The sequence below is a fragment of the Pseudomonas sp. NFACC13-1 genome (assembly GCF_900104425.1).
Taxonomy (GTDB): Bacteria; Pseudomonadota; Gammaproteobacteria; order Pseudomonadales; family Pseudomonadaceae; genus Aquipseudomonas; species Aquipseudomonas fluorescens_AA.
The window spans coordinates 61,462-77,222 of record NZ_FMXV01000031.1 but is presented as its reverse complement, the minus strand read 5'-3'; the positions used below and the strand labels follow the sequence as shown (position 1 = coordinate 77,222).

General features: G+C 62.2%; 15 protein-coding genes. 4 read left to right on the top strand and 11 right to left on the bottom strand.

What is annotated here, in order from left to right; translation table 11 throughout:
• Positions 1–242 precede the first annotated feature (242 nt).
• Positions 243–1,175, top strand: a complete 933-nt coding sequence (locus BLQ55_RS27230) for a S66 peptidase family protein (protein ID WP_092258466.1) — start codon at positions 243–245, stop codon at positions 1,173–1,175.
• Between the two features lie 112 nt (positions 1,176–1,287).
• On the opposite strand, the gene BLQ55_RS27225 is transcribed toward BLQ55_RS27230, so the two are convergent.
• The 5 genes from BLQ55_RS27225 to leuS all read right to left on the bottom strand — a co-directional run bounded on the left by BLQ55_RS27225 (position 1,288) and on the right by leuS (position 7,405).
• A complete protein-coding gene (locus tag BLQ55_RS27225; RefSeq protein ID WP_092205542.1) occupies positions 1,288–2,610 on the bottom strand; it encodes a lytic murein transglycosylase in 1,323 nt (440 codons plus the stop codon).
• Between the two features lie 72 nt (positions 2,611–2,682).
• Positions 2,683–2,847, bottom strand: a complete 165-nt coding sequence (arfA, locus tag BLQ55_RS27220; RefSeq protein WP_092205541.1) for an alternative ribosome rescue factor ArfA — start codon at positions 2,845–2,847, stop codon at positions 2,683–2,685.
• Positions 2,848–3,025: 178 nt separating this feature from the next.
• Positions 3,026–4,063, bottom strand: coding sequence for a DNA polymerase III subunit delta (gene holA / locus BLQ55_RS27215; protein ID WP_092258463.1), 1,038 nt, complete (start codon positions 4,061–4,063; stop codon positions 3,026–3,028).
• Between the two features lie 39 nt (positions 4,064–4,102).
• Positions 4,103–4,708 (bottom strand): LPS-assembly lipoprotein LptE, encoded by a 606-nt coding sequence (gene lptE / locus BLQ55_RS27210; protein ID WP_092258460.1) that lies wholly within the window; start codon positions 4,706–4,708, stop codon positions 4,103–4,105.
• A 90-nt stretch (positions 4,709–4,798) separates the two neighbouring features.
• Positions 4,799–7,405, bottom strand: a complete 2,607-nt coding sequence (leuS, locus tag BLQ55_RS27205) for a leucine--tRNA ligase (RefSeq protein WP_092258457.1) — start codon at positions 7,403–7,405, stop codon at positions 4,799–4,801.
• A gap of 292 nt (positions 7,406–7,697) precedes the next feature.
• On the opposite strand from leuS, the gene BLQ55_RS27200 reads away from it, so the two are divergent.
• Complete coding sequence (locus BLQ55_RS27200; RefSeq protein ID WP_092205537.1) at positions 7,698–8,018, top strand: hypothetical protein; 321 nt, start codon at positions 7,698–7,700, stop codon at positions 8,016–8,018.
• Between the two features lie 103 nt (positions 8,019–8,121).
• On the top strand, positions 8,122–8,883 hold the full coding sequence (locus tag BLQ55_RS27195; protein WP_092258454.1) for a YdcF family protein: 762 nt from the start codon (positions 8,122–8,124) through the stop codon (positions 8,881–8,883).
• Between the two features lie 154 nt (positions 8,884–9,037).
• On the opposite strand, the gene lnt is transcribed toward BLQ55_RS27195, so the two are convergent.
• The 5 genes from lnt to miaB all read right to left on the bottom strand — a co-directional run bounded on the left by lnt (position 9,038) and on the right by miaB (position 14,474).
• On the bottom strand, positions 9,038–10,561 hold the full coding sequence (gene lnt, locus BLQ55_RS27190; RefSeq protein WP_092205535.1) for an apolipoprotein N-acyltransferase: 1,524 nt from the start codon (positions 10,559–10,561) through the stop codon (positions 9,038–9,040).
• A 27-nt stretch (positions 10,562–10,588) separates the two neighbouring features.
• A complete protein-coding gene (locus BLQ55_RS27185; protein ID WP_092173903.1) occupies positions 10,589–11,428 on the bottom strand; it encodes an HlyC/CorC family transporter in 840 nt (279 codons plus the stop codon).
• A gap of 39 nt (positions 11,429–11,467) precedes the next feature.
• A complete protein-coding gene (gene ybeY, locus BLQ55_RS27180; RefSeq protein WP_092205534.1) occupies positions 11,468–11,926 on the bottom strand; it encodes an rRNA maturation RNase YbeY in 459 nt (152 codons plus the stop codon).
• Positions 11,919–12,929 (bottom strand): PhoH family protein, encoded by a 1,011-nt coding sequence (locus BLQ55_RS27175; protein WP_092205533.1) that lies wholly within the window; start codon positions 12,927–12,929, stop codon positions 11,919–11,921. Before BLQ55_RS27175 ends, ybeY begins: the two co-directional genes overlap by 8 nt.
• Before the next feature lie 216 nt (positions 12,930–13,145).
• Positions 13,146–14,474 carry a tRNA (N6-isopentenyl adenosine(37)-C2)-methylthiotransferase MiaB gene (gene miaB / locus BLQ55_RS27170; RefSeq protein WP_176814258.1) on the bottom strand — a complete coding sequence of 443 codons (1,329 nt, stop codon included), beginning with the start codon at positions 14,472–14,474 and terminating at the stop codon, positions 13,146–13,148.
• Positions 14,475–14,607: 133 nt separating this feature from the next.
• Between miaB and BLQ55_RS27165 the strand changes: the two genes are divergently transcribed.
• Positions 14,608–14,937 (top strand): DUF1820 family protein, encoded by a 330-nt coding sequence (locus BLQ55_RS27165; protein WP_003185742.1) that lies wholly within the window; start codon positions 14,608–14,610, stop codon positions 14,935–14,937.
• A gap of 172 nt (positions 14,938–15,109) precedes the next feature.
• Here BLQ55_RS27165 and BLQ55_RS27160 read toward each other — a convergent pair whose 3' ends face one another.
• Complete coding sequence (locus tag BLQ55_RS27160) at positions 15,110–15,664, bottom strand: tetratricopeptide repeat protein (protein ID WP_072411482.1); 555 nt, start codon at positions 15,662–15,664, stop codon at positions 15,110–15,112.
• Positions 15,665–15,761: the final 97 nt, after the last annotated feature.

The window sequence follows — 15,761 nt, the reverse complement described above, 5'->3', positions numbered from 1 at the left end:
AGTGGGCATCCCGGCATGGATGCCGGGATAGCCGCGCTGGGCCATGGATGGCCCTTCGCGGCGGCCCACGGAGCATTGCCTGCGTTCGGGCATGCCGAGCCTAGGCGAGGCACCGAGTGGTGGGGCAAGAGCGTTTTGCTTACTTTTGCGCTTTTCAAAAGTGAGCCGCTGTAAGAGCGGAACCATAAGTAGCCGTTACACAAGAAACGGATATACACACAAGCCGACAAAGCGGGAAACGCATGGACCTAACCCCACACCACCCCGTTCCAGCCCTCCCTCAAGAAGGCTTGATCGCCGTGATCGCCCCCGCCGGCCCCGGCCCCCTGGACACGGAAAAAGCCATCCAATGGATGCGCGCCCGAGGTCATGAGCTGCGAATCTTCCCAGGCGTCTACGAAAAAAACGGCTACCTGGCCGGCAGCGACGAAATACGCCTCGACGACCTGCACACCGCCTTCGCCGACCCAGAAGTCAAAGCCATCATCTGCCTGCGGGGCGGCTACGGCACACCACGCCTGCTGGATCGCATCGACTTCGAACTCCTAAAACGCAACCCCAAGCCCTTCGTCGGCTACAGCGACATCACTGCCCTGCACCTGGCCATCAGCCGTTACGCAGGCTTCGTGACCTTCCACGGCCCGCTGCTCAACGCCGATCTGCTGGGCGACAAGGAACCCCCAACCGTCACCTCGTTTTTCAGCCTGCTGCGTGGACAGTTGAAGGCCGGCAGCGAGCTGAACCACCCCGCAGCCTACCCGTTGACCACCGTCGAGCCAGGCATCGCCCACGGACGTCTGTTGGGCGGCAACCTGTCGATGATCGCCGCGACCATGGGCACGCCTTATCAGATCGACGCCGAAGGGGCGATCCTGTTCATCGAAGATGTCAACGAGCCGCTGTATCGCATCGACCGACTGCTGACCCAGCTGCGCCTGGCCGGCACGTTGGCGCAGCTGCGCGGTGTCTTGGTGGGGGACGTGGCCGGGGTCGACGTCGAGGCGTTGAATCGATTGCTCAAGCAGACCTTCGCACCGTTGCGCATCCCGGTGCTGTCCGGCTGGCGCAGCGGGCATTGCGATCCGAACCTGACCTTGCCCATGGGGGCGTTGGTGACGCTGGATGCGGGGGAGAAGAGGTTGGTGTTGGAGCAGGATGTGGTGGTCAGTCGCTAGTCATGTAGCGCCTGCGAATCAGCCATCGCGAGCAAGCTCGCTCCCACAGGTGTTTCCGGTCAACCTGTGGGAGTGAGCTTGCTCGCGATAGCGGTAGCCGCCATACGGCAATTCAGCGGTTACGCAACGCCTCCAGCAACTGCTGGGTCGGATACCCATCCGCCGGCCAGCCGAACGACTGCTGGGCGCTGCGGATGGCCTTGCGGGTGTTGGCGCCGATGATGCCGTCGGGGTTGCCCGCGTCGTAGTTGTGCTTGCCCAGCAGGGTTTGCAGTTCGATGCGCTCGCTGCGGCTCAGGGGCAGGTCTTCCTTGGGCCACTGGCCGTAGATCAGCCCGCCGTCGGTAAAGCGCTTTGACAACAGCCCGACCGCCAAGGCATAGGACGACGAGTTGTTGTACTTGAGGATGGCACGGAAGTTATCGAAGATCAGGAACGCCGGGCCGCGATGGCCGGCCGGCAGGAGCAGGGACGCCGATAGCTGCCTGTCATCCGGGGCGATCGGCAAGCCGCCATATTCTGAAACCCCCAGCCGGATCCATTCGGAGACGGGCTTGCGGATCGTGCCATCGGCCAGCGTATAGTCGAAGCCCTCGGCGAGATTGACCTCGAACCCCCACGGCTGGCCACGTTGCCAGCCGGAGCTTTGCAGGTAATGCGCAGTCGAGGCCAAGGCATCGGTGGAGCTGCCCCAGATGTCGCGGCGGCCGTCGCCATCGAAATCCACCGCGTGGGTGTTGTACGTGGTGGGGATGAACTGGGTCTGGCCCATGGCGCCGGCCCAGGAACCGAGCATTTTTTCCGGTGTGATATCGCCCTGTTGCAGGATTTGCAGCGCGGCGATCAATTGCGCATGGGCGAAGCCCGGGCGTCGTCCTTCGTAGGCCAGGGTCGCGAGGGAGTTGATCACCGACTTGCTGCCCTGGAACTGGCCAAAGTTGCTCTCCATGCCCCACACCGCCACCAGCGCTTCGCGATCGACGCCGTAACGCTGCTCGATGCTTTGCAGGACCTGGGCGTTCTGCTGGATCAGACTCTTGCCTTTGTTGACCCGCAGTGGCGACAGCGCGCCATCGAGGTATTCCCACACGGGGCGGGTGAATTCCGGCTGGCTGCGGTCGGCCTTGATCACGCTCATGTCCGGACTGACGCCGACAAACGCACGATCGAACAAGTCGGCACGGATCCCGGCGGCCAGGGCTTCCTTGCGAAACCCGGCCTGCCATTCAGCGAAGGTCTGGGTGGGCGCAATGGCCAGGTCATCGCCGGTGGGCACCACGGGCGGCACGATGGCTGGAGCGGTCGAGGCGGGAATGGTCTGGAGCGGTTGGGCGTCGGCGGCGGTAGGTTTTTCGGCGCAGGCGACAAGCAGGACAACGCTTGCGGCAACAATCATTTGGCGCAGTGGCCAACGATGGGAAAGACAGAAGGGCATGCACGGGTCCAGAAATACAAATCAGGTGCTGACCTTAACATGCGAAAGGGGCGTAGGGCTTGTCCGAGTGTTTCAAGCGGCCAGAAAGCAAGAAGCCTCCCAGTGGTCAGACTGGAAGGCTTCGCGGCGGTAGCTGCCTTTGCCCTTGGCGGGTCGTTCCTGGCGGCTGCGGAACAGGGGCTGGGCGACGATGGACTTGGCCTTGTTGGGGCCATGCCTGGATGGCTTTTTGCTCATGATGGGATCTCTCGTGGGGATGGTTTTGCGGGGCAAATCATGGGACAGAGTTGGGGTGTTGTCCATAGGATAAATGGAGGCGATATTTGTAGGATCAAGAGCGGAAAAGATCGCAGCCTTCGGCAGCTCCTACAATGAAATGCACATCTCTGTAGGAGCTGCCGAAGGCTGCGATCTTTTATTCTGCTGGCAGAGTCAGCCGCTGCCCGGCCATCAACAACGACAACCGACTCAGGCTCATCCACGGCGAGCCGGCGGCCTGGCCCTTGATCTGCGCATCGATGCGCTGGGCTTCGAGCAGCAATTGTGCCCAGCGCGGTGCCGAATAGCGTTGCAGGGCCTTGCTCATCAGGGGTTTGCGCTTGTCCCAGATGGGTGGGCGGGCCTGGCTGAAGGCTTTGTCCAGCGGTACGCCCTGGCTGTATTGCAGGGACAGGTTGGCCAGCAGGCGCAACTCCCGGGCCAGGGCCCAGAGGATCACCGGCGGCTCGACGCCTTCGCCCCGCAGGCCTTCGAGCATGCGCAGGGCATGGGCGGCTTCACCGTTGAGGATCGCATCGGTCAGGCCGAAGACATCGAAGCGCGCACTGTCGGCCACGGCAGCCTGCACCGTTTCCACGGTGATCTGCCCGCCTTCGGCCATCAGCTTGAGTTTTTCGATTTCCTGGGCGGCGGCCAGCAGGTTGCCTTCGACCCGGGCGGCAATCAGCTCCACCGCGTCCTGGCTGGCCGAGAGTCCGGCCTGGGACAGGCGTTGGCGGATCCAGCTGGGCAACTGGCTGACATCCACCGGCCAGATCTGCACGAACTGGGTCTGCGGGCCTTCGACCAAGGCCTTGCCCCATTTGGTCTTCTGCGCGCTGCCGTCGAGTTTCGGCAAGCTGATGAGCAGCACCGTGTCCTCGGCCGGGCGTGAGCAATACTCGATCAGCGCAGCGGCGCCCTTGTCCCCGGGTTTGCCGGAGGGCAGGCGTAGTTCCAGCAGGCGTTTTTCGGCGAACAACGACATGCTCGCCCCGGCCTGCAGCAGCGTGCCCCAGTCGAAACTGGCGTCGGCGGCGAAGACCTGGCGCTCGTCGAAACCTTGCTGGCGTGCAGCCGTGCGGATGGCGTCGGCGGCTTCCTGGCACAGCAGCGGGTCATCGCCACTGATGACGTAGACCGGCGCGAGGGCGCCTTGCAGGTGTTTGCCGAGTTGGGCGGGAGCGAGCTTCATAAGAGAAAGCGAGCGGGGCGCCGGAGCGCCCCGCAAGGCTTATTCAGCCGGGATCTGCATCGGCGACTGTTGCGGGGTTTCCGCTTCAGCCTTGCGCGCCGCTTCCAGGGCTTCGGCCTCGGCCTTGGCCTTGGCGTTGGCGGTCTGTTGCAACTGGTCCAGTTGGGCCGGGCTCAGCTGTTGCAGGCGCAGCATCATCCTTTGTACGAGCTCACGACGCATTTCGCCGCGCACTTCGATGGATTCCTGGTCGGAACCGGTGATGTTGTTGCCGTCGTGCAGGTAGACCTTTTGCACCTGGAGCTTGTCGTCCAGCAGTGTCAGGTCGTTCTGGCCGCGGATCTCATAGTTCAGGACGTTGGTCAGTTCGTACTCGGCCGAACGACCGGCGCCGGCGTAGCTCAGGCTGCGCTGGCTTTGCTGTTCACTGGCCAGCACCAGCTTGTACGGGGCGCCGTTGTAGACTTTCACACCGCTGTTCTCCAGGGTCTGGCGCAGCATTTTCACGGTTTCGCCATAGGCGTCCCGTGCGCTGAGGTCCAGTTCCTTGATCGCCAGCTCGGTGGTGCCGGTGCCGCGCAGTTGGAAGCCGCAGGCGCTCAACAGGACCGCCAGGCCCACTACCAGCAGATTACGTTTGATCATCTTGTTGCTCCCCTTGAACCCTATGGGGGTCGACCATGCGACCCCGCAGGTTGTATTCGGCGCCAGGCTTGAGCCTCGCGCCCGATCCAATTAGCTTGCGACGATGTTGACCAGCTTGCCGGGCACGACGATCACTTTGCGAATCGTCAGGCCATCGACAAAGCGCAGCACGTTTTCATTGGCCCGCGCAGCGGCTTCGACTTCTTCACGTGTGGCGGCGGCGGGCATTTCGATCTGGCCGCGCAGCTTGCCGTTGACCTGGATGACCAGGGTCAGGCTGTCCTGCACCAGCGCGGTTTCGTCCACCACCGGCCAGCGAGCGTCGATCACCGGGTCGGCGTGACCCAGTCGATTCCACAGCTCGTGGCTGATGTGCGGGGTGATCGGCGCCAACAGCAGCGTCACGGCTTCCAGGCCTTCGTGAATCAGCGCGCGATCCTGCTCGGTGCCTTGCGCGGCTTTTTCCAGCACGTTCATCAGCGTCATCACCTGGGCGATGGCGGTGTTGAATTTGTGGTTCTGGCCGACGTCATGGCTGGCCTGCTTGATGGCCAGGTGAATCGAGCGACGAACGGCTTTCTGCTCATCGTTCAGGCCGGCGATGTCCAGTTTGCCCGGCAGGCCCTGGGTGACGTGGGCTTGGGCCAGGCGCCAGACGCGCTTGAGGAAGCGGTGCGAGCCCTCGACGCCCGAGTCGGACCATTCGGCGCTCATGTCGGGTGGCGAGGCGAACATCATGAACAGGCGGCAGGTGTCCGCGCCGAACTGGTCGATCATCGATTGTGGGTCGACGCCGTTGTTCTTCGACTTGGCCATTTTCTCGGTACCGCCGATTTCCACCGGCAGCCCGTCGGCGATCAGCCTGGCGCTGATGACCTTGGCTTTGCTGTCGCGTTCGAGCTCGACGTCGCTCGGGTTGAACCAGGTGTAGGCACCGTTGGCTTCGCGACGATAGTAAGTCTCGGCGATCACCATGCCTTGGGTCAGCAGGTTCTTGAACGGCTCGTTGGAGCTCACCAGGCCTTCGTCACGCATCAGCTTGTGGAAGAAGCGTGCATAGAGCAGGTGAAGAATGGCGTGTTCGATGCCGCCGATGTACTGGTCCACCGGCAACCAGTGGTCGGCCGCGGATTTTTCCACCAGGCCGCCTTCATAGTGCGGCGAGGCGTAGCGCGCGTAATACCAGGAGGACTCGACGAAGGTGTCCATGGTGTCGGTTTCACGCTTGGCCGGTGCGCCGCATTTCGGGCAACTGCACTCGTAGAACTCGGGCATGCGTGCCAGGGGCGAGCCGGCGCCGTCGGGCACGACGTCTTCTGGCAGGACCACGGGCAGTTGGTCTTCCGGCACCGGTACGTCACCGCAGGTGTCGCAATGCACGATCGGGATCGGGCAGCCCCAGTAGCGCTGGCGACTGATGCCCCAGTCCCGCAGGCGGAACTGGGTACGCGAGGCACCGAGGTTCTTCTTGATCAGGGCGACTTCGATGGCATCGAATGCACCTGCGAAGTCCAGGCCGTTGAACTCGCCGGAGTTGATCAGTTCGCCGTGTTCGCCATAGGCGTCCTGCCAAGGTGCCGGAGTCTGGTCGCCGGCGCTGGTGCGCACGACCGGTTTGACCGGCAGGTTGTACTTGTGGGCGAATTCGAAATCCCGTTCGTCGTGGGCCGGCACGGCCATCACCGCGCCGTCGCCGTAGTGCATCAGCACGTAGTTGGCGACCCATACCGGCAGCTTCTCGCCGGTGAGCGGGTGCTCGACGAACAACGACGTCGCCAGGCCTTTCTTCTCTTGAGTGGCGACATCGGCTTCGGCGACGCTGCCGCCCTTGCATTCGGCGATGAACGCCTGCAGCTCGGGGTTGTTCTGTGCCGCCAGGGTGGCCAGCGGATGCTCGGCGGCCACGGCCACATAGGTGGCGCCCATCAACGTGTCCGGACGGGTGGTGAAGACTTTCAGGGTGCCGGCTTCGCCAATGGAGGCAACGTCATACGGGAACTGCACTTCCATGCCCCGGGACTTGCCGATCCAGTTGCGCTGCATGGTCTTGACCTGCTCGGGCCAACCGGTCAGCTCGTCGAGACTCTCCAGGAGTTCATCCGCGTAGGCGGTGATCTTGAAGTAGTACATGGGGATCTCGCGCTTTTCGATCAGCGCGCCGGAGCGCCAGCCGCGGCCGTCGATCACTTGTTCGTTGGCCAGTACGGTCTGGTCCACCGGGTCCCAGTTCACGGTGCCGTTCTTGCGGTAGATCACGCCTTTTTCGAACAGGCGGGTGAACAGCCATTGTTCCCAGCGGTAGTAGTCCGGCTTGCAGGTGGTCACTTCGCGGGACCAGTCCACCGCCAGGCCCAGGCTGCGCAGCTGGGTCTTCATGTAGGCGATGTTTTCGTAGGTCCACTTGGCGGGGGCCACGTTGTTCTTCATCGCGGCGTTTTCCGCCGGCATGCCGAAGGCGTCCCAACCCATGGGTTGCAGGACGTTCTTGCCTTGCATGCGCTGGTAGCGGGAGATCACGTCGCCGATGGTGTAGTTGCGCACGTGCCCCATGTGCAGCTTGCCGCTGGGGTAAGGGAACATCGACAGGCAGTAGTAAGTCTCCTTGCCTGGCTGTTCACTGACTTCAAAGGACTTTTGCTCGTCCCAGAACGACTGGGCGGCGGCTTCGATTTCACGGGGCTGGTAGTGTTCGTGCATGGCTACTTTTGTACTGAATGGGGTGGCCCAATCCTCTTCGTGGCCATACTGGACGCAGACGACGCCGAATGCGGCGTTTTCGATGCCCAGCCAAGCTGGAAGTGGAGTTACAGGAAGCGCCGTAGCATACATGACCGTGCTCTACCGAGGGAAACCCTGATTGCGTGCTGGCCGTCGACGATCGCTGGCCGGAACCCGTGTCCAGGGCCGTTGGTCGCGGCGCCCTGCCGGTTTGCCCAGCGAAGCTAAGCTTCTCAATGGGGAGTGAGTCTTATCTTCAATGAGGTGAGGGATGGTTGAATCACAACGAAAAGTCGCTACACCTGAGTTGTATGAAAAACTGATCGATCGTCTCGGGGTGGCCCTGGACGCTGCAAGAACCGCCGGCCGCTTGCGTGATGAGCGTCCGGTAGAGCTGGAGCTGCGTGGCTTGAGCCCCGCAGAGTTCGAACTGGTCGAGGCTTACCTCGAACAGGCCGGACATCAACCCCCCGCCAGTGGGGCCCAGGTAATCAAGCGTCTCGATGCGCCCCGTTCGGCCAAGGTTGTATGGCTCAAGGACCGGACGCCTGACAAGGATGCTGTAAAGGTCCGGTCACTGCAGTTCAAGTAACGCCGGATTCACGCGTGTCGCTTTTTTCGATTCAAGGTTTTTTCGAATCTGTTGTCGCTTTGCGTCAACCCACCTAGGCTTCGGGCATCTATGGAGATGCCCGATGCCGTTTCGCTATTTCATCAAACAACTTTTATTGCCGCCCGGCATTCTTTTGCTGTTGTTGGCGCTTGCCTGGTGGTGGCGTCATTCGCGGCCGCGCCTGGCTCGCCTGTTTTTCGCCGTGGGCCTGGGCGGCTTCTGGCTGATGAGCCTGCCGGTGGTGGTGCAGTGGAGCGCCAAGGCACTGGAGCGTGAACCGCCGTTGCCGCGCAGCGAATGGGCGACCCTGGCCCAGCGTGCCGACGCCATCGTGGTGCTGGGTTCCGGTCGCGAGCGCGGTGACTTGGCCTGGGGTTCCGACCAGCCCACTGGTGTCGGCCTCGAACGCCAGCGTTATGCGGCGCGACTGGCCAAGGCTTCGGGCTTGCCCGTGCTGACGACCGGCGGCTTGCACTACGGCACCCCACCCAGTGAAGCGAAGTTGATGGCCGATTCGATGCAGGACGACTTCGGCATCACCGTACGCTGGCAGGAAACGCGCAGCCGCACGACCTGGGAAAACGCCCGGATGAGTGCCGAGATCCTGCTGCCGGAAGGCATCAAGCGGGTCGTGGTGGTGACCCAGGCGTGGCACATGCCGCGGGCGGTCTGGAGTTTCGAGCGGTCAGGATTTGAAGTGGTGCCGGCGCCTGTCGGCTTCCTGGGCCCGGACAACGCCCGGCCACTGGGTGGCTGGATGCCGGAGTTCAAGTCGATCTGGCAGTCCGGGCAGTTGATGAATGAGGCGATGGGGTTGGTGGGGTATTGGTTGTTCTATCGCTGAGCACTGTTGCGGCGAGGGATTATCCCGCTGGAATGTGTCCGTAGGAGCTGCCGAGTGCAACGAGGCTGCGATCTTGCCCCAGACAATTGAGTCGCGAGCGAAGTCAAAAGCTCAAGATCAAAAGATCGCAGCCTTCGGCAGCTCCTACAGAGTGTTAAACCGTCTTGGCCATCCGGCTCGCCACCAACGCCCAGCCCAGCAGCAACACGCACAAGATGATCAGTGGCCACGAGCGCCATTGCAGGTACGGGGTCAGGTCGTGCATCGGCACCACTTCGCCATACAGGATGCCGCGTTCGAATTGCGGGATCTGTGCGGTGATCTGGCCGAAGGGGTTGATCAGGCCAGTCACGCCGTTGTTGGTGGCGCGAATCATCCAGCGGCCGGCTTCCAGGGCGCGCATCTGGGCCATTTGCAGGTGTTGCAGCGGGCCGATCGAGGTGCCGAACCAGGTGTCGTTGCTGATGGTCAGCAAAAGGTCGCTGCGCGCCGAGAGGCTGGCGGCGAATTCCGGGTAGACCACTTCATAGCAGATGAACGGGGCGATCTGGTAACCCTTGGCTTGCAGCAACGGCTGGTCGACCGGGCCCCGGGCGAAGTCCGACATGGGCAGGTCGAAGAAGGCGATCAGGCCGCGCAGGATGTCCTGTAGCGGCACGTATTCGCCAAACGGCACGAGTTTTTGCTTCAGGTAGGTACCGTCACCTTCGCCGGTCACGGTGATGCCGTTGAAGTAACGCTTCTCGTGGTGCACCAGTTGCCGAATCGGCACACCGGTGATCAACGCTGAATGCCGCTCGGCGGCGAAACTGCCCATCATGTCCAGGTAGCCCTGGGCGGATTCCTTGAGCACCGGCACCGCGGTTTCCGGCCAGATCAGCAGGTCGACGCGCTTGGAGGCGAAGCTCATGTCGCGGTACAGCGCCAACTGCGCGTTGAGCTGTTCGGGGTCCCACTTCATGCTTTGTTCGATGTTGCCCTGGATCGCCGCGACGCTCAGCGGGTCGCCCGAGGGGCTGGTCCAGGCATGCCCCTTGAGAGCCATGCCGGCCACCCACGGGCCGATCAACAGCAGCACGCCCGCGGCAATAAAACCTTTGCGGGCGCCGCGGATCAGCCGGGGCGCGTTGTACAGCAGCGCGGCGGTCAGGGCCAGGGTGAAGGAGATCAGCCACATCCCGCCCAGCGGCGCGAGGCCGGCCAGGGGGCCGTCGAGCTGGCTGTAACCGGAATACAGCCACGGGAACCCGGTGAGGAACCAGCCGCGGAAGGCTTCCTGGCCCAACCACAACGCGGCGAACGCCAGGGCATCGGCCAAGGGCGCCTCGTTGCGGCGTAGCCAGCGCGCCCACAGCCAGGCGGGCAGGGCGAAGAACCAGGCGATGGCGGCGATGAACAGCAGCATCAACAGCCCGGCGAGCAGCACCGAGGCGCCGCCGAAGTTATGGATGCTGACGTAGATCCAACTGGTGCCGGCGCCGAACAGGCCAAAACCGAAACACCAGCCACGGCCCAGGGCCTGACGCGGCGAAAGCTCGCGCAGCCCGGCATAGAACAAGCCGACCGCCAGCAAGGCCAGCGGCCAGAGGTCGAACGGCGCCAGGGCCAGGGTGGTGATCGCACCGGCCGCCACGGCCAGCAGGTTACCGGGCCAGCCGGGGCGGGTTATCCAGCGCATGTATATCCTTAGCGGGTCTCGCAGGGGTTATCGGCCAATGGGTGACAGGCGCAGCAAGTGAATCCGGCGGCTGTCGGCATTGAGGATGCGGAAGCGCCAGGAGCCGATTTCCGTGGTTTCGTTGCGCTTGGGCAGGTGCCCGAAAGCACTCATCACCAGGCCGCCGACAGTGTCGAACTCATCGTCGGAGAATTGACTGTCGAAGAATTCGTTGAAGTTCTCGATCGGCGTCAGGGCCTTGATCAGGAAGTCACCGCTGGGCAGCGGCTTGATGTAGCTGTCTTCCTCGACATCGTGCTCGTCCTCGATGTCGCCGACGATCTGTTCGAGTACGTCTTCGATGGTGACCAGGCCGGCCACGCCGCCGTATTCGTCGATGACGATGGCCATGTGGTTGTGGTTGGCGCGGAATTCACGCAGCAGCACGTTCAGGCGCTTGGACTCGGGCACGAAAGTGGCCGGGCGCAGCAGGTCCTTGATGTTGAAGCTGTCGCCGTTCTCCTTGAGGATCAGCGGCAGCAGGTCCTTGGCCAGCAGTACGCCCATGACGTCGTCATGGCTCTCGCCAACGACCGGGTAGCGCGAGTGAGCGGAGTCGACCACGGCGGGCAGGAATTCACGGGGGGTCTGGGTCGCCTTGATGCTGACCATTTGCGAGCGCGGGACCATGATGTCCCGCACTTGCAGGTCAGCGACCTGGATGGCGCCTTCGACGATGGCCAGCGCTTCGCTGTCCAGCAGTTTGTTCTGGTGCGCATCGCGCAGCAGCTCCAGCAGCTCCTGGCGGTTTTTCGGCTCATGGGCAAAAGCCTGGGTGAGCTTGCCCAGCCATGACTTCTGCCCGTTGCTCGATCGATCTTCGCTCATAGCGATTACTCTGAATCCTTTGTCGTTACAGTTGATGTATCAGTGTTCGTCGCCGGCGTAAGGGTCGGGATGACCCAGCTCTGCAAGCAACGTCCGTTCCAGTGTTTCCATTTCTTCGGCTTCGTCATCTTCTATATGGTCGTAACCCAGTAGATGCAAGCAGCCGTGAATCACCAGATGGGCCCAGTGGGCCTCAGGGGTCTTGTCTTGTTCCGCCGCTTCACGCTCCACCACCGGGACGCAGATCACCAGGTCGCCCAGCAGCGGGATGTCGAGCAGTTCGTCGGGCACGTCGGCGGGGAACGACAGCACGTTGGTGGCGTAGTCCTTCTGCCGCCAGGTGTGGTTCAGCTCGCGGCCTTCGGGCTCGTCCACCAGGCGGATCGTCAGCTCCGAGTCGGCACTGCGCTGGCGCAGGGCCAGTTCGCACCATTGGCGGAACTGGGCCTCGCTGGGGGCGGCGCGTTCGCTGGCCACCTGCAGGTCGAGTTCAAGCATTGCGGCCATTGCCTTTGCTGTCGAGCGACTCTTCCTCGGCGCGATGCTCGAAGCGCTCGTAGGCTTCGACAATGCGCTGCACCAACGGATGGCGCACGACGTCCTTGGGCATGAAATGCGTGAAACTGATGCCCGGCACGTCCTTGAGCACCTGGATCACATGGTTCAGCCCGGACTTGGTGCCTTTAGGCAAGTCGACCTGGGTGATGTCCCCAGTGATGACTGCGGTGGAGCCGAAGCCGATCCGGGTCAGGAACATTTTCATCTGCTCGACCGTGGTGTTCTGGCTTTCGTCGAGGATGATGAAGCTGTTGTTCAGGGTACGACCGCGCATGTAGGCCAGCGGCGCGACCTCAATGACCTGCCGCTCGATCAGCTTGGCGACGTATTCGAAGCCGAGCATTTCATACAGCGCGTCATAGAGCGGGCGCAGGTACGGGTCGATCTTCTGGGCCAGGTCGCCGGGCAGGAAGCCGAGTTTTTCACCCGCTTCGACTGCCGGTCGCACCAGCAGGATGCGCCGCACCTGTTCGCGCTCCAGCGCATCGACGGCGCAGGCCACGGCCAGGTAGGTCTTGCCGGTACCGGCCGGGCCGATGCCGAAGTTGATGTCGTTGCCCAGGATTTCCTTCACGTAGCGCTGCTGATTCAAGCCGCGCGGGCGAATCATGCCTTTTTTCGTGCGCAGGGCCACGGCAGGTTCCGACGGGGCGTGGTTGTCGAGTTCTTCGACAGCCGATTCCTGCAGGAACAGGTGGACCGTATCCGGCGACAGCTCGCTCCCCTTGGTTTCCCGGTAGAGACGGCGCAGCAGGTTTTCCGCGGAGGTGGTGTGCTTGGGTTCGCCAATCAGCTCGAACTGGTTTCCGCGGTTGCGGATCTCGATGGCCAGGCGCTGTTCGATCAAGCGCAGGTGCTCGTCGAATTGCCCGCACAGATTGGCGAAGCGGCGAGCCTCAAAGGGCTCGAGAATAAAGCGATGTGGTTCGATGGGTGCGTTCAAGGTCGTTTTTAGCCGCCCAGGGGCAATTGAGATGAAACCAAGGATAGCGCCAGTAGGCTGGGTGCGAAAGCTCTTAAACAGGCGAATCCGATCACAAGGCTTGGCACGATTCACTGTGGGAGCGAGCTTGCTCGCGATGGGGGCCTTACATTCAACATGAGTATTGACTGTCATGCCGCTATCGCGAGCAAGCTCGCTCCCACGGGAAGTACGGGGTTACTGAATCAGCGAACCCCGCAGGGAGTGCGGTTGCGCGGCGTCAATGTGCACATCGGCGAACTGGCCGATCAGGGCCGGCGTGTCGCAACGGAAATTGACGATACGGTTGTTTTCGGTACGTCCTTGCAGCTCGCCGGGGTCTTTTTTCGAATAATCGGTCACCAGAATCCGCTGGACGGAACCGACCATTTGTCGGCTGATTTCGAAACCTTGCTGGTTGAGGCGATGCTGCAAGGCGTTGAGCCGCTCTTTTTTCAGTTCTTCCGGGGTGTCGTCCGCCAGGTCGGCCGCCGGGGTTCCAGGGCGCTGGCTGTAGACGAAGGAATAGGAGAAGTCGAAGCCCACGTCTTCGATCAGCTTCATGGTCTGCTGGAAGTCTTTCTCGGTTTCGCCGGGGAAACCGACGATAAAGTCCGAGCTGATGCAGATGCCCGGCACTGCCGCGCGCAACTTGCGCAACTTGGATTTGTACTCCAGCGCCGTGTGGTTGCGCTTCATGGCCGCGAGGATCCGGTCGGAACCCGATTGCACTGGCAAGTGCAGGTGCTTGACCAGCTCGGGAACCTCGGCGTGGGCCTGGATCAGGCTGTCGGAGAACTCCAGCGGATGGGACGTGGTGTAGCGGATGCGGTCGATGCCGTCCACCGCCGCCACCACGCGGATCAGCTCGGCGAGATCCGCCAGGCGCCCGTCATGGGTCAGGCCGCGATAGCCGTTGACGTTCTGCCCCAGCAGGGTCACTTCGCGCACGCCGTTTTCCGCCAGGTGGATGATCTCGGCGATCACGTCGTCGAACGGTCGGCTGACTTCCTCGCCGCGGGTATAGGGCACCACGCAGAACGTGCAGTACTTGCTGCAGCCTTCCATCACCGACACGTAGGCGCTTGGGCCGTCGATGCGCGGTTCGGGCAGGTGGTCGAATTTTTCGATTTCCGGAAACGAGACATCCACTTGCGGCAGCTTGGTGGTGCGCGCGGCGTCGATCATTTCCGGCAGGCGGTGCAAGGTCTGCGGACCGAAGACCACGTCCACGTATGGGGCACGATCACGAATGGCCGCGCCTTCCTGGCTGGCCACGCAACCGCCCACGGCGATGACCATTTCCGGGTTGGCCAGCTTCAGCTCGCGCCAGCGGCCCAGCTGGGAATACACCCGGTCCTGGGCGCGCTCGCGGATCGAGCAAGTATTGAGCAGGATCACGTCCGCGTCTTCGGCGCGGGCGGTGACTTCCAGGGCCTGGTGTTCACCCAGCAGATCGACCATGCGCGAGCTGTCGTACTCGTTCATCTGGCAACCGTGGGTTTCGATGTAAAGCTTCTTGGCCATGGACGGAGTCATCACGTGATTCAAAGAACCGCGCATTATAGGGAACAAGTCCACCGGTTCCTACCGCTGTGCGAGCAGTGGCTATGCTATAGTTCGCGCCCTCATTTTTACCCGCCGATGTGTTTCGCCAGCCATGACCAAACGTGAAGCTCCAATCTACAAGGTGATTTTCCTTAACCAGGGCCAGGTGTTCGAAATGTACGCCAAGCAGATCTATCAAAGTGATCTGTGGGGCTTCCTGGAAGTGGAAGAGTTCGTCTTTGGCGAGCGCACGCAAGTGGTCGTCGATCCGAGCGAAGAAAAGCTCAAGGCGCAGTTCGAAGGCGTGGTGCGCAGTTTCGTGCCGATGCATTCGATCGTGCGCATCGACGAAGTCGAACGCCTGGGCACGCCGAAAATCAGCGAAGCCCGCGGCGCGGTCGGCAACGTGATGCCGTTTCCGATGCCGATGCCTGAGAAGTAGGAAATAATTTTATTGCTGCGCCGGCTCTGTAGGAGCTGGCGAAGCCTGCGATCTTTTGATCTTGATCTTGGATTTTGATCTTTCGCTCTCGATTCAATTGCCTGGGGAAAGATCGCAGCCTCGTTGCACTCGACAGCTCCTACATCCTACATCGGCCAAGAGGCTGTGGGATTCAGGGCAGCGGCGAAAAAGGCGTACGCCCATCGGCGTTCTGCAATTCCATCAGGTATTTGCGAAAGATCTGGCCCAGCACCTGGGTCGCCACTTCCAACTCGTCGCGGGGCATCTGTTCGGCGACTTCGTCGGCGGTGTCCAGGGCATCTTCGGCGCCGTTGACCGCGGCCATCTTCAAGACGATGTAGGCCTGGACGTTGTTGGCCGGCACGCCTTCGCCATGGAAGAACATGCCGCCGAGCTTGAATTGCGCCTGGGCATGGCCTTGCAGCGAGGCTTTTTCGAAGTAGTTGAGGGCTTGCTTGAGGTCGCGGGGTGCAGCCTTGCCTTCGTAGTAGAACTCGCCCAACTCGTATTGCGCTTGTGCATCGCCTGCGTCCGCCGCTTTCTGACAGGCGTCGAGTGCCGGTGCGAGATCTTGTGGCTGGGTATTGAGCGTGCAACGGCCCAGCGCCGGGATCAACAACGAGTTGCCGCCTGCCTGTGCATTCGCCAGCAGCGGCTGAAGGAGCAACAGGCAGCCCAAGGCAAGGGTGCGGCCGGTGCGGTTCATGGGAATCGACTTACCTCTGAGGGGCGCGCGGACCCTCCGGGGGATCCAATAAGCGCGCATTATGAAATAAGCGGGGCCATCCTTACAAAGTCTTTAC